The organism is Sutcliffiella rhizosphaerae (assembly GCF_917563925.1).
GTDB classification, from domain to species: Bacteria; Bacillota; Bacilli; order Bacillales; family Bacillaceae_I; genus Sutcliffiella_A; species Sutcliffiella_A rhizosphaerae.
Map to the genome: position 1 here is coordinate 86,715 of NZ_CAKJTJ010000005.1, position 19,568 is coordinate 106,282.

Below are 19,568 nucleotides of genomic sequence, written 5' to 3' on the forward strand. Positions count from 1 at the left end.
TTATCAGATTAAAGGGGCGAATAACGTTGTCATATGAGGGATACGTAGATCATCTACTATTATTAATTAAAGAGAAAAGAGATACGATGATAGTGGTTGCCAACAAGACAGGCTATATTAGTGAACAAACTATAAAGTGTAGTCAAGACTTGGACAAGCTAATTTATCAATATCAGGAACTCACTTATGAAAGTAATCGAGAAATGACAAAAAACCGCTCACAAAGAACGGCTAAAATATTTGAATCAACAAAATCATAAAGAGAAGGCCAAAAATAAAAGAATAGGTAGAAGATGTTTCATGACCATCCCCATGACTCTCCGGAATTAATTCCTTATATATGATATAAAGCATTGCACCAGCAGCAAAAGCAAGTCCATATGGTACTAAAGATGAAATGAATGATGTTAAATAGAACCCAAGCATAGCCATTGGTATTTCTACAATTCCAGTAAGTGTTGCTACTACAAAAGCCTTCCATCTAGAAATTTTCTGATTTATTAAAAACAATGCTACTAAAAAACCTTCAGGAGCATTTTGCAATCCAATTGCAAATGCGATTAAGTTTCCAGTCTCCTCAGCATCTGATGCATAGCTTACACCAACAGATAATCCTTCAGGGATGTTGTGTAAAGTAATGGCAGCTATTATTAACATTGCTTTTTGATCAAAAGCAATTCCCCGTCTATTATGTTCCAAATCAATATGAGGTATAGATTTTTCTAAAAGAGTTAGAGTGAATACACCGAGTAATATACCAATTCCAAATGGTATAAACCCTCCATATGATAATGATTCTGGAATTAAACTCATTGTAGCAGCAGCCATCATGATTCCTGCTGTAAATGCAAGAAGCGTGTCCCTAAAGCGGTGTGTCAGGGTGTTTCTTAAAAAAAGTATGGGTAATGCACCAATGCCGGTTGACATTGCAGCAAGTACACTTCCTAACAAAGCTTCGTTCATAATCTATGTATTCCTTTCTAGGTTTAATCTTTCTATAGTAAATAGATTTTTTTGTTAAAAACATTATTAGTAGGACTAGTTTAAAATATCAACAATTGAACAAATCATTTACTTCCACATTATAAAGGGGGAGGTAAATAATTTAATTAAAAAAGTAAATCTTTTATGTACTATGCATATTGTATCAATTTTATGTGCAGATACAAGCGTAAAAAACTTCTCATAGGGATGTACCTCTTCTATTTTAAGCGAATAGATACTTACCATACTTTTTTTTCATCAACATTTAAAGTCTATTTTCCATTTATCTAAAATCGGATGAAAGTCCATCCAAAATGAAGAAAAATGACGTCTTTCATCAATCATCAGACCTTGTACTGATAAAAATCAACAGAAATTTACATAAATGACGATTAATTATTAAGAAATTGTAAATACCCGTGTAATATAACCTATAAAAATAGGATAAAGTGTAAAAAATTTTAACTATTTGTAAAAAAACTGAAAAAAATGTAGCCATTATTAGGGAACATTCGCTATAATTTGAATTGTGTGAGAGAACACCATAAATATTCTTAGGGGGATAAACAGAATGAAAAAGTTTTTAACAGTATTCTTGGTTGCAATTTTAGCAATCAGCTTAGCTGCATGTGGAAGCAGTAATTCTGGAAATGGTAATTCAAATGCTACGGGTAACAGCAACACAGGCAATGACAACACTAGCGGAGAACAAGCAACAACTCCTGATAAAATTGTAATGGGGTTTGTACCTTCACAAGATTCTGAATCTATTGCAGACACTGTTGAGCCTCTTGCGAATCGTCTTGGAGAAGAACTTGGAATTGAAGTAGAAGGTCGTGTAATGACTGACTATACTGCTTTAATCGAGGCTATGGGTTCTAACCAAGTACAAGTTGGTTTCATTCCTGCTTTTGGATATGTTTTAGCAAACGAACAATATGACGTTGAAGTTATTCTTAAATCTATGAGACGTGGAAGCGGTACTTACAAAGCACAATACGTAGTGCATGCTGATTCTGGAATTGAAACATTAGCAGACTTAGAAGGGAAAGTATGGGCATATGCTGATCCAACTTCTACTTCTGGATTCTTATTCCCAGCTTCTCAATTAATGGATGAGTTTAATATTGCAACTACACAAGACTTACAAATGGATTTCTTCTCTGATACGTTACAAACTGGTGGTCATGATACAGCTGCAATCGCTGTATATGAAGGTGATGCAGATGTAGCAACTACATTTGATGATGTTCGTACTACACTTGAAGAAGAATATCCTGACATTTTGGAAAAATTAAAAGTTATTGGTTACACAGAAGACATTCCAAATGACACAATTTCTGTTACAAAAGAATTAGACAAAGAGCTAGTTGAAAAAATTAAAACAGTATTCTTATCTTTAAATGAAGATCCAGAAATGATTCAAATCATGAATGAAGTTTATAACTGGGATGAAATTACTACAGCTACTGATGGTGAGTACGAAGTAGTTAAAAAGACTTACGAAAAATTCAAAGATTCCATCTCTTTCTAATAAAGAGCGGAAGCAATTAAATATGCGTGCAATCTAGGGGGAGGTTGCTTCCCCTATTTTGTTATGTATATCCAGTATTGAGGGGGTTACAGCGACGTGATTGAATTTAAAGATGTTTCACTAGTATATCCAAATGGAACTAAAGGGTTGAAAAATGTAAATGTTACCATTAATGAAGGTGAATTTGTTGTAATTGTAGGTTTATCAGGAGCGGGGAAATCTACTTTTATTAGAAGTATTAATCGATTGGTTACCCCGACATCAGGTGAATTAATTGTAGATAATCAAAACATTCTAACATATCGCAACACTGATCTTAGAAAATTACGGACTAAAGTGGGAATGATCTTTCAGAACTACAATTTAGTTAAAAGATCTAATGTTTTGAAAAATGTTCTTGCTGGTCGTTTAGGATATACCGGAACATTACGTTCGATGTTCAATTTATTTAAAAAAGAGGACATGGCTCTTGCTTACGAAAGCTTAAAACGTGTAAACATCGAAGAAAAACTTTATAATCGCGCTGATGAATTAAGTGGTGGACAACAACAACGTGTAAGTATAGCTCGTGTTTTAACTCAAAAGCCAAGATATATTCTGGCAGATGAGCCAGTAGCTTCTTTAGATCCACCAACCTCCCATCAAGTTATGACTTATTTAAAGAAAATTAATAAGGAAGATAATATTACAACTATCGTAAATCTTCACTTTATTGATATGGCAATGGAATATGCAGATCGTATAATTGGGATGAGAGCAGGAGAAGTTGTGTTTGATGGACCTGTTTCTGAGGTGACTGAAAAAACCTTTGAAGAGATTTATGGTCGTGCGATTCGTGAGGACGATTTGCGCGGAGGTGTGGAAGAGTGAAGATAGAAGATAATAAAGTGGCTCCTTCACTACTTCCAGCAAAAACAAAATTTAGGTTAACCTTAATCTTTGCTGCGGTTATTGGTTTCTATATTTTAAGTACTGTTAAAACAAATGCTACACTTGGAGATCTAATAAAGGGTCTACCGAATATGTTTACGGTATTATTTAAATTTTTTCCACCTAATTTTAATGTTTTTGTGCATATTTTAAATCCATTAGCAACCACCATTCAAATGGCAATTATTGCAACTACTGTTGCAGCTTTATTATGTATCCCATTGAGCTTATTAGCAGCTCAAAACGTTACAACTAATAAATTTTTGTATACATTTGTTCGGACGATACTAAATATTTTACGTACTATTCCAGACTTAGTACTTGCAGTTATTTTTGTAGGGCTTTTTGGGATCGGTGTGTTACCAGGTATTTTAGCACTAATTATTTTTTCTTTAGGTATTTTAGCAAAATTGATAAGTGAAACAATTGAGTCTGTTGACATGAACCCAATGGAAGCAATGAGTGCCTCAGGTGCAAACACACTTCAGAAAATTGCATTTGCCCTTGTGCCTCAAGTGTTACCTCAGTTTGTATCATTTGTATTATATGTATTTGAAATTAATATCCGTGCATCCGTAGTCCTTGGGTTAGTTGGAGCGGGTGGAATCGGGATTGTCCTTAGTCAACAATTGAAATTCTATAACTATCCAAATGCCATGTTGATTATCATTGTCATTTTTGCAATGGTTGTCATTATTGAATACATTTCAACTAAGATAAGGGAGGCGATTGTATAATGGAACTAATATTGCCTCCAAAAAAGAAAAAATCGCCTATTAAACTATTAAGAAATTGGGGAATATTCCTATTTCTTCTCTTGATGTATGTGTGGACCTTTGTAAGTATTGATATTAACTGGGTAAGAGCAGCTGAGAGAATGGTAAATAACTTTCAAAGAGTTATTCCAAGGCTATTTAGCCCGGAATGGTCTGCAATAGGTAAGGTTTGGTCAGCGATGGTAGAAACACTCTACATTGCTTTCGCAGGTTCATTGATGGCAGCTATTTTAGCGATCCCTCTAGGATTTTTAGCCGCTCAAAATATGACTAAAAGTAAAATCCTTACAACGTTTGGGAAGTGGATTCTTAGTGGAGTTAGGGCCTTTCCAGATTTGATTTTGGCTATCCTTTTCGTTGTTGCAGTTGGTCCAAATCCTTTTGCTGGGGTTATGGCTATTGCAATCGGTTCGACTGGAATGCTCGGGAAATTATATTCTGAAGTCCTTGAATCAATTGATATGAATATTGTAGAAGCAATGGAAGCCAGTGGAGCAAATAAAGTTCAAATATTATTCCACGGGGTAATCCCTCAAATTATTCCGGAATTTTTATCGTATGCAATATACCGATTTGAAATTGATGTCCGTGCATCTACTATTCTAGGAATTGTTGGTGCAGGTGGTATTGGTACGCTTATCCAATTTGCGCAGATGAATCGAAATTGGGAAGAGATGGGTCTGATATTGTTAGTCATCATTATTGTTGTAACAATTATTGACTTCCTTTCTTCATCCATTAGAAAACGAATTGTATAAGTGAAAATTGGAGGGGTTGATCTTATGATCAACTCTTTCTTATGTTCAGCATAAAGGGAGGGAGTTTTATCATGCTACGATTATCCATTGTAGAAACTAGTGATTTACATGGTTCAATTCTGCCAATCAATTACGGTAATAATAAGTATCTACCTGCAGGGCTGGCAAAAGTATCAACATATTTAAAAGAATTACGAGAAAAGAATCCGAACGTTCTAACAATAGATAATGGAGATCTGATTCAAGGTACACCACTTACATATCATTATGTCAAAAAGCTTTCAACTAAAGAAAATCCAATGATAAAAGTGTTAAATCATCTTCAATATGATGCTGCCGTTATTGGAAACCACGAATTTAACTATGGTGATGCTATTCTAAAACAAGCAGTCAATTCTTCTGACTTTCCTTGGTTATCCGCCAATATTCTTGAAGAAGAAACGGGAGTGCCTTTTTTGGGAAAGCCCTATATAATTAAAGTAGTAGAAGATGTAAGGATTGTTATTCTAGGTGTAACTACTCACTATATTCCAAATTGGGAAAATCCAGAACATATTAAAGGGTTATCATTTGAAGATGCTTATGAGTCCACTAAGAAATGGGTCAACTTTATTCAAATAAACGAAAATCCAGATTTATTGGTCGTTAGCTACCACGGTGGGTTTGAGCGGGATCCCTTATCAGGGCAGCAAACAGAAACACTAACTGGGGAAAATCAAGGATATAAAATGTGCAAAGAAATTAGCGGGATTGATGTTCTATTAACTGGACATCAGCACCGAAAGATCGCAACAAAAATAAATGGTGTTTTAGTTCTTCAACCTGGTGTAAGTGGAAATATAGTTGGTCAGGCGGATATTACGTTAGATAAAAGAAATGGGAAATGGGAAGTAATTCGCAAAGAAGCTTCATTAGTTTCACTTGATGAAGTTAGTCCAGATCAAGAGGTAATCGAGATAATTAAAGAATACGAACAAGCAACACAGATGTGGCTTGATAAGCCAATTGGAAAGATAAAAGGAGATATGTCCATGTCTAATGCTCAAGAAATTCGGACAAGGGATCACGCGCTAATAGAATTTATCAACAAAGTTCAAATGCATGTTTCCGGAGCAACAATTTCCAATACCGCATTATTTCACAACAATGCACTAGGATTTCCTAGTGATGTCACAATGAGAGATATTGTATCTAATTATATATATCCAAACACTTTAAAGGTAATAAAAATCACAGGGCAGGATATAAAAGATGCATTGGAACGTTCTGCAACTTATTTTATTATCAATTCAGATGGCAAATTAGATGTTAATCCTTCTTTTACCACACCTAAGCCACAGCATTATAATTATGATATGTGGGAGGGAATTGACTACATACTTGATATAAGTAAACCGGTTGGAGAAAGAGTGATTAAACTAGAAAGAAATGAATGCGTTTTGGACTTGAGTAAAGAATATGAAGTAGTCATGAACAATTATCGCGCTGGTGGCGGTGGGGATTATATCATGTACAAAAATAAGCCCGTCATAAAGGATATCCCAATGGATATGTCTGAGCTGATTGCTAATTACATTCTAGAAAAACGAGAAATAGAAGCAACTGTCAATAATAACTGGAAAATTATTTGGTAGTTTTTCTGAGATAATTGACTAACTTAGATTATTGCATTAACATTAGTCTTAATTCAAGATATTTGAAAAGGAATGAAAATATGATGGCAGAAAGAATGGAACTGGACACGTCCCTTAAATTATTCATTGTACTTTCCCGTGCTTTCCGGGCAATCAATGACCAAGCTAATAAATCTATACAGTCCTTTGAGTTGAACCCTACTGAATTTGCGGTACTTGAACTACTATATCATAAAGGAGATCAGCCTCTTCAACAGATTGGCGGAAAAATCCTTTTAGCAAGTGGTAGTATTACCTATGTGGTCGATAAATTAGAAGGAAAGGGACTTCTTGCTAGAAAGGCCTGTCCAAAGGATCGACGGGTCACATATGCCCATATTACAGACAAAGGAAAAGAATTGCTTAAGGAGATATTTCCTAAACATGAAGAACACATTCATACTCTCTTAGGTGGATTATCTCAAGAAGAAAAAAAAGAAGCGATTGAATTAATTAAAAAGCTTGGACTATATGTACAGCCGATAACAGATCAGTCTTAAAAAATTTTAAATTAAAGTTCATTGCTATTCGCTTCCCATAATGTATTTCGCAATATAAGGTATTCTTTTTTTCTTTCCAAGTGCGTGACTATTAACTTACTTGCGATTTCTGGTAAGGATTATGATTGCCCTATTGAACCGACTTTTCTATAAAAGTCGGTTTTTTCACATTCAGTAAATGTTATGGGAAAAAATACTTATAAGTTAGAGGTTTTGAGTAACTTTTGTCGAATGTCTTTATGATGAATCTGTTATAAAGGGGAAATTACGAAATGAAATTTGAAGAGTTTGTATATACTCGTCCTAAAATGGATGAGGTAGAAGAAAAGTTTATGGCTGCACTTAATACATTTAAATCCGCTGAATCTGTGGAATTTCAGGAAGATGCAATAAGAGTGATTAATGATATTCGAAATCAGCTAAGTACGGAATTTAATCTTGTATATATTCGCCATTCGATTAACACGAATGATGAATATTATAAAGAGGAACAGGATTTTCTAGATGAAATAGAACCTTTGACAAAAGCATTGGATACTAAGTTTTATAAAGCGCTTATCGAATCTCCTTTCCGCAACGAACTTGAGACTAAATGGGGAAAACAGCTTTTTGCATTAGCGCAGTGCGAATTGAAAACGTTCGATGATTCAATTATTGAGTACTTGCAACAAGAAAATAAATTAACAACCAAATATTCAAAGTTAATTGCATCTGCAAAAATAAATTTCCGTGATCAAGAATTGACTCTTGCACAATTGGATCCATATACAGAGGAAGATAACCGTGATATAAGAAAAGAAGCAGTTGAAGCAAAATTTGGCTTTTTCAAAGAAAATCAGGAACAATTTGATAACATTTTTGACGAATTAGTAAAAATACGTACAAAAATCGCGCAAAAACTTGGCTATAAAAATTTTGTGGAACTTGGTTATGCTCGAATGACAAGGACTGACTACAATGCAGAAATGGTGTCAAAATTCCGTGAGCAAGTAAAGGAATTCATTGTCCCCCTTGCATCGAGTCTTCGTAAAAAGCAGCAGGAGCGCATTGGTGTTAACTCTTTGAAGTTTTATGACGAAGGGTATAATTTCAAGACCGGAAATGCTAAACCTAAAGGTTCTCCAGAGTGGATCATTGAAAATGGAAAAAAGATGTATGAAGAACTTTCTAATGAGACAAACGAATTTTTCCAATTTATGATTGATAGGAATCTAATGGATCTCGTTGCTAAAAAAGGTAAAGAAGCAGGGGGATATTGTACATACATCCCAAATTATAAAACACCATTTATATTTTCTAACTTTAACGGCACGAGTGGAGACATAGACGTTCTGACACATGAAGCAGGACATGCTTTTCAAGTATATATGAGTCGTGATTTTGAAGTGCCAGAATATAATTGGCCTACCTATGAAGCATGTGAAATTCATTCCATGAGTATGGAATTTTTCACATGGCCTTGGATGGACCTGTTTTTTGAAGATGAAACAGAAAAATATAAGTTTGCCCATTTATGTAGTGCTATTATTTTCCTTCCATATGGAGTAGCGGTTGATGAATTTCAACATTTTATTTATGAAAACCCTGAAGCTTCTCCGGCAGAGAGAAATAAGGCATGGAGCGATTTAGAAAAAAAATATTTGCCTCACAGAGATTATGACGGCAATCCTTACTTGGAATCAGGTGGATTTTGGCAGCGTCAAGGGCATATATACCAAAGTCCGTTTTATTATATTGATTATACACTTGCACAAATTTGTGCCCTTCAATATTGGAAACTGGCAGTTGAAAATCAAGAAAAAGCATGGGAATCCTACCTCAACCTCTGCAAACAGGGAGGCAGTAAATCCTTTACAGAGCTTGTTAAAGTGGCTGGATTAAGGTCTCCTTTCGAAGATGGATGTGTAAAATCGGTTGTAGATGAAATAGAGGCATACTTGAATGAAGTAGATGATAAATCACTTTAATTAGATAAAAGCTGTCGTGCAATTTACGACAGCTTTTATTATATAGATATTTCTTTCCCTTTTAGGACTAATTTTGTAGAATAGAGAAGATATAGTATAACCAATCCCAAAAAAGTTATTCATTCATTAATTAGAAAAAAGCGGTACGATATATAGATGATTGAATGAAAATACTAACATAAACTTGATTAGTTACAGAGAAAGAAGGGCTACCATGAAGACAATAGCATTATTTTCCAATGTGTCAGTAATAAAGGTTTATGGGGAATACCCTTTAGCTGTCTCAAATATTTTTACTGACTCCAGACAGGTGACACCAGATTCGGTCTTTGTTTGCATTAAAGGATATACAGTTGACGGCCATCATTACATATCTTCTGCAATAGAAAAAGGGGCTAGTGTAATTGTGGTACAAGACATCCCAGATCAAATGTACGAAGATGTTTGCTATGTACATGTAAGAGATACGGAGCGAGCAGCAGGGCATTTGGCAAACAAGTTTTTCGATTATCCTTCCACAAAGCTAAGAATTGTCGGTGTTACAGGGACAAATGGGAAAACTACAGTGTCTAGTGTAATAAATAGTGTCTTGAGAAGAGAAGGGTATAAAACTGGTTTAAGTGGAACAATTGAAATTGATATAGATGGTGAAAAGTTCGAAAGTAAGAATACTACAAGCGATGTTCTTACGATGCAACGAATGTTAAAGGACATGGTGGAAGCTGGTGTGACAGACGTTGTGATGGAGGTTTCCTCGCATGGACTAGTGTTAGGTAGGCTTGCAGGTGTGGATTTCCAAAATGGTGTTTTTACCAACTTAACCCAGGATCACCTCGATTTTCATGGTACAATGGAACATTACAAATATGCTAAAGGACTGTTATTTGCTCATCTTGGACAGGACTTAAGAAAAGATAAAGCGGCAATAGTAAATGCCGATGATGAAGTATCTAAAGACTATATTACTATGACAAGTGCAAGAATTATTTCATATGGAATTAAAAATGAAGCGGATTTCAGAGCGGAAAATATCCGTTTCCATGAAAGCAAGACGAGCTTTACCTTAAAAACAAATTTTGGTGAGTATGATCTGGATATTCCTTTTATTGGCGAGTTCAATGTATATAACATTCTTTCTGTCATTTGCGTACTTTGGGACAAAGGAATGCCGTTTGAAAGAATATTGATGCACTTAAAAGAAACACCGCCACCAAGTGGGCGCATGGAAATATTCCAAACTGGTGATAAGAGGAATGTCATCATTGATTATGCACATACAGAGGATGCAATAGGGAAGGTATTGGATAGTATCCGAATGTTCTCTACAAAAAAGATCATTTCCATTATTGGAACAGGTGGCGGTAGGGATAAAGACAAACGTCCAAAAATGGGTCGTATTGCTACTGAAAAGTCAGACTATTGTATTTTTACAACCGATAATCCATTAGATGAACCTGGTAAAGAAATAGTGGACATGCTTGCGGCTGGAGCAATAGATGATCAGTTTGAATGTATTCCAGACAGAGAAGAAGCAATCACTCGTGCTGTGGAAATAGCAAAAGAAGGAGATGTAGTACTTATTGCCGGGAAAGGTCATGAAAATTATCAGTTAATCGGAAAAGAAGTAGTACCGTTTGATGAAAAAGAAATAACCTTAAGAGCAATAAGGGATTATCCTTTGACAGAAAATATACCGACAACTTAATAACATTAGTGAGACTAGGTGTGATGATTTCCTCCTTAAGGGGAATCATCAGCTAGTCTTCTTTTTTATATATTATTAAAATATTCTAGGGGATGATGAGGGGAATGAGAAATAAGTCTACATTTATTTTATTTGTTTTTTTGTTTATTTTTGGATGTTCTAATCAAACAGTACCATCTATTACTAATGATATTCAAAATCATGCTGAATCCGAGGATGAAGGAACAGACAGTGAATCAGTAATTGAAAATGACAAGGTAGATGAGCCTTTAGAAGAAGTAATCGAAAAATTACAAGCGAAAGCAATTGAAGTTAAGGAACAAAATTACGAAAAACATTCGCAATTTTCTGAGTATGTACCTGGTGTGAAAACAAGACTTGATACAGATGATAAAGTGGTTGCTTTAACTTTAGATGCATGTGGTGGTGAAAATGGAAGTGGATATGATAAAGAATTGATTGACTTTCTAATTGAAAATAATATTAAAGCAGACCTTTTTATTAACGCGAGATGGATACATAAAAATGAGAATATTTTTCTTGAACTTGCTAAAAATCCTCTCTTTACTATCCAGAATCATGGAACGGAGCATAAACCACTCTCTGTAACTCCAAATAGTGCATGGGGCATTGAAAGCACTTCAAGTCAAGAAGAAATTGTTCAAGAAATAATGGATAATCAATTTTTAATATACGAGTTGACAGGAGAGCTTCCACGTTATTTCCGTTCTGGTACAGCTTTTTATGACGAGGTTTCAGTGAATATTGCTAATGACCTTGGTGTAGAAATTGTTAACTTTGATGTCATTGGTGATGGAGGAGCAACGTTTACGAAAGAACAAGTCGTAACGTCCATGAACACAGCTGAAGCGGGATCTATTATTATCCTCCATATGAATCAACCTAAAAGTGATACAGCAGAAGGCGTGATGGAAGCAGTGTTGAAACTAAAGGACGAAGGATATCGTTTTGTTCATCTTAGTGAATATGATTTGCACTAAATTACAATTTTGTAACAATTGGGTGATATATACATATTGAAAACGATACAGGTGACGATATACATGGGAGGAATATTATCATGGCCTGTATCTTTCATTGTTTATTTTCAGTTGTGCTATTATTTAATGTCTCTGCTTGTCAAACAAAAACGAAGGTGGAGAAAGCAAGCGAAAAATTAGGAGAGCATCTCGTCGCTGAATCATTAACCAAACCTATATTAATGATTCAAGAACAACCGTTTTATATAATAAAGATATCATCAAAAGAGGAGTTAAAAGAATTTATTAGTAAAAAGTATCATTTACCTTCCATCTTCAACAAAGAATTAAGAGCATTAAATATATCCTCAGATCACACAAATAAAGTCATTGCACTTGAAGTTGAAGGGGAGAAAAAACACCATAAAAATGACAAGGAACGAGAGCATATTATTTATGTAAAAGAACAACAAAAAGAAAATCTCCTTGAAGTTAGAAAGAAAGAGGATTCATATATGTCAATATCTACAAAAGGAACCGGCAAAAAGAGGGCAGATTCGGATATCGTAAAATATGCATTCTTTAATCATAAGGAAATGGAAAAGCGCGTTAATAAAATGATAAAGCATAACAATGTAATACCGTTCAGTACATTAAAAGCAAATAGGAAAAATAGTCTCTTAGGAAACCAACATCGCACTGAGGGGAAAATTCAAAATCAAGTTAAGGACGTCTTTATGAATGCGAAAGAGGATGCAATGATCATACTTCATAGTGAAAATAAAAAAACTTTTCCGAAAAAAATTAAGCTATATATTCCTGAATTTAAAAGTAGAGGTTTCCGATTGCTACGTAATACTTTAAAGCAGTCAGGTTTCTTTCTCGTATTAAGAGAGCAGATGAGTTCCGATTTAGACGAGTTTATTATTAAGTTCGTAAAAATGCGAAATTACTAAAATAAACAAAAAGTCCAGACACTTTTTACGAAGTCTGGACTTTTTATATTTCTATTTAGTTTTTACTACAATTGTATCTTCTTCAAGGTCAATATGAATGGATCTCTCCACCATTTCATCTAATAATATATCTGTAAGTGGATCTTCTATTTGCTCTTGAATTAATCTGCGTAACGGTCTTGCACCATAAGTAGGACTATATCCGAGCTCTGTTAGTTTTTCTTTTGCTTTTTCTGATAAATCTATACTAAAACCATGTTCTTCTTCTAGCATTGACGTAAGTTCATTCATCATAATATCGACAATCTCCATTAGATGTTCTTTCTCTAAAGGAGAAAATTCAATGATACTGTCAAATCTGTTCAAAAACTCAGGCTTGAAGTAAGTTGTTAAATTATCAAGGGTTATACTTTTAGATTTTGTGGATTGCTTTTCAAATCCAACTGATATTTTTTTATCCCCAACACCTGCATTACTCGTCATGATAATAATTGAGTCCTTAAAGCTTACTGTTCTTCCCTGACTATCGGTTAAACGCCCATCTTCCATCACTTGCAAAAATAGATTTAGGACATCGGGATGTGCTTTTTCCATTTCATCTAACAAAATAATGCTGTATGGATTTCTACGGACTTTTTCGGTTAATTGCCCTGCTTCATCATGACCGACATAACCCGGGGGTGATCCAATTAATTTGGAAACACTATGCTTCTCCATGAATTCACTCATATCAAATCTGATATAGGCATCTTTCGTTCCAAATAATTCTTCAGCAAGTGATTTAGTTAATTCTGTCTTTCCTACACCGGTAGGGCCAACAAACATAAATGCACCAATTGGTCTTTCTTTACGTTTGAGCCCTGCCCGGCTTCTGCGAATTGCTTTTGCTACTTTTTTCACAGCCTCATGTTGACCGATTACTTTTTTATTTAAAAGGAGTTCAAGATTTTTTAATTTATCTTGTTCGTCTTGTTGTAATTTCCCTACAGGTATTCCTGTTATTTCTTCCATAATACTTTGAATATCTGCTACAGTTACTTCTGCACTATAAATAGAAGAGTCATTGGCTGAGTTCCGTTGTTGTTCTAGAATTACCTCTTCATCTCTTAAAGCAGCTGCTTTTTCGTAATCTTCTTTTTCTAGTGCTGTTTGTTTTTCTTTTTCTATTTCAGTAAGTCTGGAGTGGATATGCTCCATGTTTACGGTGTTAAGTGTCAGGTTCTTTCTAGAACCTGCTTCATCCAATAAGTCAATTGCTTTATCCGGTAAGAAACGGTCCTGGATATAGCGATGTGATAACTGAACGCATGCTTTTATGGCATCTTCCGAATATGATACGTGATGAAACTCTTCGTATTTGGATTGAATACCTTTTAGAATCTTAAAAGCTTCTTCTGTAGTAGGTTCCTTAACTAATACTGGTTGAAAGCGTCGTTCAAGAGCTGCATCTTTTTCAATCTGTCGATATTCCTTTAACGTCGTTGCTCCGATCAATTGAAGTTCCCCACGCGCTAATGCAGGTTTTAATATGTTCCCAGCATCCATGGAACCTTCAGCAGAACCAGCGCCAACAATTAAATGTAGTTCATCCACAAAAAGAATAATATTTTTTCGTTTTTGTAATTCAGAAATAACTTGCTTTAGACGATCTTCAAACTGACCTCTTATACCTGTGTTAGCAACTAGGGCTGCAACATCAAGTAAATAAATTTCTTTGTTTTTCAGTTTAGAAGGGACATCTCCTTCAACAATCTTAAGGGCAAGTCCTTCTGCAATGGCAGTTTTACCTACTCCTGGTTCTCCAATCAGAACCGGATTATTTTTATTTCGTCTATTTAATATTTCAATAACTCGTTTTATTTCTTTATCTCTTCCAATTACCGGATCAATCAATCCAGTCTTGGCTATATTTGTTATGTTCTTGCCGAGTTCGTCTAATATGCTCCCGCCACCATGTTGTTTATTTGTTTTCTGTTGTTCAAACTTAGAAAATCCTTGTTGATTACTTTCTTCGTTTCCGTCATTGAATGGAAATCCTGAAAGGAAACCATTAGGCGTAGGTGATTTTAAGTCAACACTAATTTCTTCAAAGCAGGGATGGCATAAGAATAAATGCTTATGATCCTGGTTTGATTGTATTCTAAATTGGATTGTAGCTTTGTTAATCTCACATTTTTGACATTTCATCATCATGCATCCTCCTAAATGAAAAGTTTGACCTTATTTGACCTTTTGAGGTTGTAATCACATTATACTTTGACCTTTTTTGACTTTCAAGTATTTTGATTTATGTTAATTTATGGGATTAAGTTATTGGTTTGTAATACTAAAATTCTGAATATTTTATTGACTTTCATAAAGTGAGATTGCTATAATTGCAAAAAGTAATCAAATCAACCTAAATTTAATATCAACACTTCTTATTAAGAGTGGCTGAGGGACAGACCCAATGAAGCCCGGCAACCTTCAAGCAAAATTGAAAAGGTGCTAATTTCTGCAGATATTCATTCTGAAAAATAAGAAGAGGTCATTAACGATAAACCTCTTCTATGGAAGGGGTTTTCTTATTAGAAGACATATTAATGGATAATTAGCTGTTGATTAGACCTCAAAGGGAAGATTCATGAACATTTCTGCATGCGATATAAATGCTGCCACCTGCAAGAAAAACGTATTATGAAAATCCCAAAGGCGATGAGGTACCATAAACAAACCTTGGAAAGCGATGGGATGCAGATATTAACAGAGCATTTTAGAAAAATAACGTTTAGAGATTTCTGAAGAGAAGCAAGCCTAAGTAATTTCCTTTTAAAATGGTTCTTTTTTAAAATCATTCATAATATTGTTAAATAGACACATTACTTAAGTAGTGTTTTAGCATTTAAAAAAATTTCATATCTCTTATCCAGAGCGACTGAGGGAACAGGCCCGATGAAGTCCAGCAACCCTTCAAGAAATTTTATTCTTGAGAAGGTGCTACATCCTGCAGACAGTAATTGTCTGAAAGATAAGAGGAGAATAACACTCTCTTCTTATCCGAAGGGAGTTTTTTTATTAGTTTTTTCAAAAGGAGCTTCCTAAAAATAAATAAATTTGAAAAATTGGAGGTTAGAAAATGACAAGTAAAAGCTTTGACCTAGAAACTCTTTTATTACACGGTGGTCAATCACCAGACCCAGTAACCGGAGCACGTGCTGTTCCTATTTATCAAACAACATCATATGTCTTCGAACATACAGAACATGCACAGAACCTCTTTGCATTAAATGAATTCGGTAATATTTACTCGAGAATAATGAATCCAACGGTAGATGTCTTGGAGCAAAGGCTAGCTTTACTGGAAGGTGGTGCTGCTGCTGTTGCAACAAGCTCAGGGATGGCTGCTATTGCTTTTGCCGTTCTGAACATTGCTCATGCTGGTGATGAAATTATTGCCGCCGAAAATTTATATGGTGGTACATACAACCTATTTAAAGTGACTCTACCTAAATATGGTATTAACGTAAAATTCGTTGACTCATCCAATCCAGAGAACTTCCGTCACGCCATTACTCCGAAAACAAAAGCAATCTTCGGTGAAATTATCGGTAATCCGAGTTTGCAAGTGTTAGATGTGGAGGAAGTGGCTAAGATTGCTCATGAACACTCGCTCCCACTAATAGTCGATAATACCTTTGCTTCGCCTTATTTATGTAATCCGATTAAATGGGGGGCAGATATTGTAATTCATTCCGCAACGAAATGGATTGGAGGTCACGGTACTACAATAGGTGGAGTAATTGTGGACGCTGGTAAATTTAACTGGGATCACCCCAATTTTCCAGGATTTACGGAACCGGATGAAAGCTATAACGGGATTAAATATGCACACACATTTGGCAACTTAGCTTATGCAGTGAAATTAAGAGTACAGCTTTTGCGAGATTTCGGAGCATGCTTAAGTCCTCAAAATGCATTTTTGCTTCTCCAAGGACTTGAAACACTACATGTTCGTGTTGCAAAACATAATGAAAATGCTTTAGCACTCGCTCAATACTTAAAGAAGCATCCAGCTGTTGAATGGGTCTCATACCCCGGACTTTCCGAGCATCCAGCTTATGCTCTTGCAAAAAAATACCTAGGATCTGGTAATGGTTCTATCGTTAATTTCGGTATAAAGGGTGGGCGAGATGCTGGAAAAAAAGTAATTGATAATATTAAGCTTTGGTCACATGTAGCAAATGTAGGAGATGCAAAGTCACTTATAATCCATCCTGCCTCTACAACTCACCAACAGCTTTCAGTTGAGGATATTAAAAAAACTGGAGTGACAGAGGATCTAATCCGTTTATCTGTCGGCATTGAATCCTTAAAGGATCTTCAAGAGGATTTGGATCAAGCTTTTTTCATAGCAACGGGAAAATCCAATCAATCAGTTGTGAGTCAAAACGTATAGAAAAGAGTGAAATAGTTGAGTAGTAGAAACGAAAGGAATGATGATGCAATTTGTCATAAGGTAAGCATTGGTCCTCATTTATTAGAATGTGGAGTGGAGCTACAGGAAGTTGAAATAGCATACGAAAAAGCAGGTAATCCAATTGGTGAGGTCATTATTGTTTGTCATGCCTTAACAGGAAACCAGAAAGCTGTAGGTACAAAGGGAGATCCAGGGTGGTGGAGAGGGTTTATCGGACCCGGATTGTACGTGGACACAGATAAATTCCAAGTCATTACGATGAACGTTCTTGGGGGCTGTAATGGCTCTACTGGGCCAATCAGTATTAATCCTACAACTGGAAATTGGTATGGAGATGAGTTTCCAGCTATCACTATCCGTGACATGGTACATGCGCAGTTCAAAGTTCTTACTAAATTAGGTATAACTAGAGTGAGAGCTATACTTGGTGGTTCACTTGGAGGAATGCAAGTATTGGAATGGGGTCTTTTGTATCCAAATTTTGCGGAAGTTATTATCCCCATCGCAGTGACGCCATATTTCACTGATTATGCGCTTGCCTATAATGCAATTGGCAGACACGCAATAAAAGCAGATCCTGCTTGGGAAAAAGGTCAATATCCAATTGGTACTGTCATTAAAGGATTGGAAATCGCAAGAATGGTCGGTTTAGTTACATATCGATCGGATAGACTATTCAACGAAAGATTCAAAAGAGATCGGAAAGAAGTAGGAAAAGACATCGAATATCAAGTAGATTCTTACATGAAATATCAAGGTGAAAAATTTTCAAGGAGGTTTGATGCAAACAGTTATCTTTCCCTTCTTAAAGCGATGGATCAGTATGATATCGGATATATGCGAAATGGCTGGAAATCTGCACTAAATCAGCTTGAAGCGAAAACTTGTTTGATAAGCTTTAAAGGTGATTTATTGTATCCTTCTACTTTAATAAAAGAAGTGTCAGAATGTATGAATATCTTAGGAAAAAAAGTTACACATTTTGAGGTAGATACAATGTTCGGTCATGATGGATTTCTGGTGGAATTCGAAAAATGGGGGGGAGTCATCAAGAATTTATTAGAAGAAAAGGAAGTGACACAATGTCTAGTTTAAATATTGCATTACTTGGGTTTGGTACTGTTGGGAAAGGTGTATACCATTCCATAGATTCTCACCAGAAAAGATTACAAGAAATATTTCAAAAGGAAGTAAAAATCGTTGCGATATTGGTAAAGAACTTACAAAAACATAATATCCCAAGAAAGGATATTATCCTGACGGATAATTTTGAAGAAATCTTATCTATACAAGACTTGGATATTGTCGTTGATGCGATTGTTGGTACGGAACCAGGATTTACGTATTTACAAAAAAGCTTAAAAAGAGGCTGTTCCGTTGTAACGGCAAATAAAGAGATGTTTTCAAAACATGGAAAAGAGCTTCTTAATTTAGCTGGACAAAACAATGTTTCCATTGGGTATGAAGCCACGGTAGCGGGAGGTATTCCAATCATTCAAACCATTCGCCAACTACTGCAAGTAAACAGAATCGAAAAAGTGGAAGGAATATTGAATGGTACTTCGAACTTCATACTGACCTCGATGCGAAAAAATAAAGGGACTTTTGAGCAAAATTTAATCCAGGCACAAAAAAATGGTTATGCTGAAGCGGACCCGACAAATGATATTGAAGGATTTGATGCGTATTATAAAGGTGTCATATTATCAGAATTGGTTTATGGGGAAAAACCAGAAACAACACAAGCTGATTGTAGAGGAATAAGTGAGATAACATCTGAAATGATCGAAGAAGCTGACAGATTAGATTTAAAGTTTAAACACATTGTCACCATCAGTAAATCGGATCAACAAATAAATTGCACGGTGGAGCTTGCATTGGTCACTACCGAGCATCCATTCTATCAAGTGGAAGGGGTACAAAACGCCGTTTCCATTAATACAGATCTCGTAGGAAACGTAACATTAAACGGTCCTGGTGCAGGTATGTTTCCAACTGCCAGCGCTATATTAGAGGACATCATACAGCTTGACCGAAAAGTAGCTGTATCTCCATGTACACGTATTGTGGAACCTGACTATAACACTAAAACCAAATGGGTCCTTTTTTATCAAGGTAAATCCATTAATCTTCCTTCAGATACAAGTTTGTTCCATAGTCCTACTAGTAAAATTGTAATAGTAGAAACCGATGATGTATCAGGAATCAAAGAATTGAATCCGTCTATAAACTTTTTTCGGTTAAAAGGGGATTATATCTTATCCAAAGAAAAAGTTATCGTATAAATATAAATAATTTCTTCTTTCCGGCCTGCTTGTCTCATATATATGTGACAGGCAGGTTTTTGTT

16 protein-coding genes and 2 riboswitches are annotated in these 19,568 nt (G+C 35.3%); of the genes, 14 read left to right on the forward strand and 2 right to left on the reverse strand.

Annotation, left to right across the window (positions count from 1 at the left end; all coding sequences use genetic code 11):
• Positions 1-26 precede the first annotated feature (26 nt).
• The gene (locus tag LRP81_RS06635) at positions 27-260 is read left to right on the forward strand and encodes an aspartyl-phosphate phosphatase Spo0E family protein (protein WP_230500474.1); all 234 of its coding nucleotides are present in this window, start codon (positions 27-29) and stop codon (positions 258-260) included.
• On the opposite strand, the gene LRP81_RS06640 is transcribed toward LRP81_RS06635, so the two are convergent.
• On the reverse strand, positions 232-963 hold the full coding sequence (locus LRP81_RS06640; RefSeq protein ID WP_230500475.1) for a ZIP family metal transporter: 732 nt from the start codon (positions 961-963) through the stop codon (positions 232-234). The two genes, LRP81_RS06635 and LRP81_RS06640, sit on opposite strands and share 29 nt — an antisense overlap.
• Before the next feature lie 592 nt (positions 964-1,555).
• Here LRP81_RS06640 and LRP81_RS06645 point away from each other — a divergent pair.
• From LRP81_RS06645 to LRP81_RS06690, 10 genes are all read left to right on the forward strand, one after another.
• Positions 1,556-2,518, forward strand: a complete 963-nt coding sequence (locus LRP81_RS06645; RefSeq protein ID WP_230500476.1) for a phosphate/phosphite/phosphonate ABC transporter substrate-binding protein — start codon at positions 1,556-1,558, stop codon at positions 2,516-2,518.
• 96 nt (positions 2,519-2,614) lie between these two features.
• Positions 2,615-3,388, forward strand: coding sequence for a phosphonate ABC transporter ATP-binding protein (gene phnC, locus LRP81_RS06650; RefSeq protein WP_230500477.1), 774 nt, complete (start codon positions 2,615-2,617; stop codon positions 3,386-3,388).
• Positions 3,385-4,185 (forward strand): phosphonate ABC transporter, permease protein PhnE, encoded by an 801-nt coding sequence (phnE, locus tag LRP81_RS06655; protein WP_230500478.1) that lies wholly within the window; start codon positions 3,385-3,387, stop codon positions 4,183-4,185. The genes phnC and phnE (LRP81_RS06655) overlap by 4 nt, the downstream gene beginning before the upstream one ends.
• The gene (phnE, locus tag LRP81_RS06660; protein ID WP_230500479.1) at positions 4,185-4,982 is read left to right on the forward strand and encodes a phosphonate ABC transporter, permease protein PhnE; all 798 of its coding nucleotides are present in this window, start codon (positions 4,185-4,187) and stop codon (positions 4,980-4,982) included. Before phnE (LRP81_RS06655) ends, phnE (LRP81_RS06660) begins: the two co-directional genes overlap by 1 nt.
• Positions 4,983-5,053: 71 nt before the next feature.
• Positions 5,054-6,616, forward strand: coding sequence for a bifunctional metallophosphatase/5'-nucleotidase (locus LRP81_RS06665; protein WP_230500480.1), 1,563 nt, complete (start codon positions 5,054-5,056; stop codon positions 6,614-6,616).
• Between the two features lie 83 nt (positions 6,617-6,699).
• Positions 6,700-7,155, forward strand: a complete 456-nt coding sequence (locus tag LRP81_RS06670) for a MarR family winged helix-turn-helix transcriptional regulator (protein WP_399207205.1) — start codon at positions 6,700-6,702, stop codon at positions 7,153-7,155.
• Positions 7,156-7,427: 272 nt separating this feature from the next.
• Positions 7,428-9,122, forward strand: coding sequence for a M3 family oligoendopeptidase (locus tag LRP81_RS06675; RefSeq protein ID WP_230500482.1), 1,695 nt, complete (start codon positions 7,428-7,430; stop codon positions 9,120-9,122).
• A 214-nt stretch (positions 9,123-9,336) separates the two neighbouring features.
• On the forward strand, positions 9,337-10,827 hold the full coding sequence (locus tag LRP81_RS06680; protein ID WP_230500483.1) for a UDP-N-acetylmuramoyl-L-alanyl-D-glutamate--2,6-diaminopimelate ligase: 1,491 nt from the start codon (positions 9,337-9,339) through the stop codon (positions 10,825-10,827).
• Between the two features lie 104 nt (positions 10,828-10,931).
• Complete coding sequence (locus LRP81_RS06685) at positions 10,932-11,828, forward strand: polysaccharide deacetylase family protein (protein WP_230500484.1); 897 nt, start codon at positions 10,932-10,934, stop codon at positions 11,826-11,828.
• Positions 11,829-11,908: 80 nt separating this feature from the next.
• Positions 11,909-12,763 (forward strand): hypothetical protein, encoded by an 855-nt coding sequence (locus LRP81_RS06690; RefSeq protein ID WP_230500485.1) that lies wholly within the window; start codon positions 11,909-11,911, stop codon positions 12,761-12,763.
• A 51-nt stretch (positions 12,764-12,814) separates the two neighbouring features.
• Here the strand turns inward: LRP81_RS06690 and LRP81_RS06695 are convergent, their stop codons facing one another.
• Positions 12,815-14,950, reverse strand: coding sequence for an ATP-dependent Clp protease ATP-binding subunit (locus tag LRP81_RS06695; RefSeq protein WP_230500602.1), 2,136 nt, complete (start codon positions 14,948-14,950; stop codon positions 12,815-12,817).
• 230 nt (positions 14,951-15,180) lie between these two features.
• Positions 15,181-15,286: riboswitch (SAM riboswitch) on the forward strand.
• Between the two features lie 375 nt (positions 15,287-15,661).
• Positions 15,662-15,777, forward strand: a riboswitch (SAM riboswitch).
• Between the two features lie 101 nt (positions 15,778-15,878).
• Here LRP81_RS06695 and LRP81_RS06700 point away from each other — a divergent pair.
• Genes LRP81_RS06700 through LRP81_RS06710 form a run of 3 tightly spaced genes read left to right on the forward strand, consistent with a single transcriptional unit; the run spans position 15,879 to position 19,504 of the window.
• A complete protein-coding gene (locus LRP81_RS06700; RefSeq protein ID WP_230500486.1) occupies positions 15,879-17,198 on the forward strand; it encodes an O-acetylhomoserine aminocarboxypropyltransferase/cysteine synthase family protein in 1,320 nt (439 codons plus the stop codon).
• A gap of 15 nt (positions 17,199-17,213) precedes the next feature.
• Positions 17,214-18,314 carry a homoserine O-acetyltransferase MetX gene (metX, locus tag LRP81_RS06705; RefSeq protein WP_230500487.1) on the forward strand — a complete coding sequence of 367 codons (1,101 nt, stop codon included), beginning with the start codon at positions 17,214-17,216 and terminating at the stop codon, positions 18,312-18,314.
• The gene (locus LRP81_RS06710; protein WP_230500488.1) at positions 18,302-19,504 is read left to right on the forward strand and encodes a homoserine dehydrogenase; all 1,203 of its coding nucleotides are present in this window, start codon (positions 18,302-18,304) and stop codon (positions 19,502-19,504) included. The genes metX and LRP81_RS06710 overlap by 13 nt, the downstream gene beginning before the upstream one ends.
• Positions 19,505-19,568: the final 64 nt, after the last annotated feature.

Bases quoted from the DNA above. Each gene is read 5' to 3' on its own strand.
- LRP81_RS06640 (WP_230500475.1), bottom strand. From the start codon at position 963: ATGAACGAAGCTTTGTTAGGAAGTGTACTTGCTGCAATGTCAACCGGC.
- phnE (WP_230500479.1), top strand. From the start codon at position 4,185: ATGGAACTAATATTGCCTCCAAAAAAGAAAAAATCGCCTATTAAACTA.
- LRP81_RS06645 (WP_230500476.1), top strand. From the start codon at position 1,556: ATGAAAAAGTTTTTAACAGTATTCTTGGTTGCAATTTTAGCAATCAGC.
- LRP81_RS06670 (WP_399207205.1), top strand. From the start codon at position 6,700: ATGGCAGAAAGAATGGAACTGGACACGTCCCTTAAATTATTCATTGTA.
- LRP81_RS06685 (WP_230500484.1), top strand. From the start codon at position 10,932: ATGAGAAATAAGTCTACATTTATTTTATTTGTTTTTTTGTTTATTTTT.
- LRP81_RS06690 (WP_230500485.1), top strand. From the start codon at position 11,909: ATGGCCTGTATCTTTCATTGTTTATTTTCAGTTGTGCTATTATTTAAT.
- LRP81_RS06665 (WP_230500480.1), top strand. From the start codon at position 5,054: ATGCTACGATTATCCATTGTAGAAACTAGTGATTTACATGGTTCAATT.
- LRP81_RS06710 (WP_230500488.1), top strand. From the start codon at position 18,302: ATGTCTAGTTTAAATATTGCATTACTTGGGTTTGGTACTGTTGGGAAA.
- LRP81_RS06695 (WP_230500602.1), bottom strand. From the start codon at position 14,950: ATGAAATGTCAAAAATGTGAGATTAACAAAGCTACAATCCAATTTAGA.
- LRP81_RS06680 (WP_230500483.1), top strand. From the start codon at position 9,337: ATGAAGACAATAGCATTATTTTCCAATGTGTCAGTAATAAAGGTTTAT.
- LRP81_RS06675 (WP_230500482.1), top strand. From the start codon at position 7,428: ATGAAATTTGAAGAGTTTGTATATACTCGTCCTAAAATGGATGAGGTA.
- LRP81_RS06700 (WP_230500486.1), top strand. From the start codon at position 15,879: ATGACAAGTAAAAGCTTTGACCTAGAAACTCTTTTATTACACGGTGGT.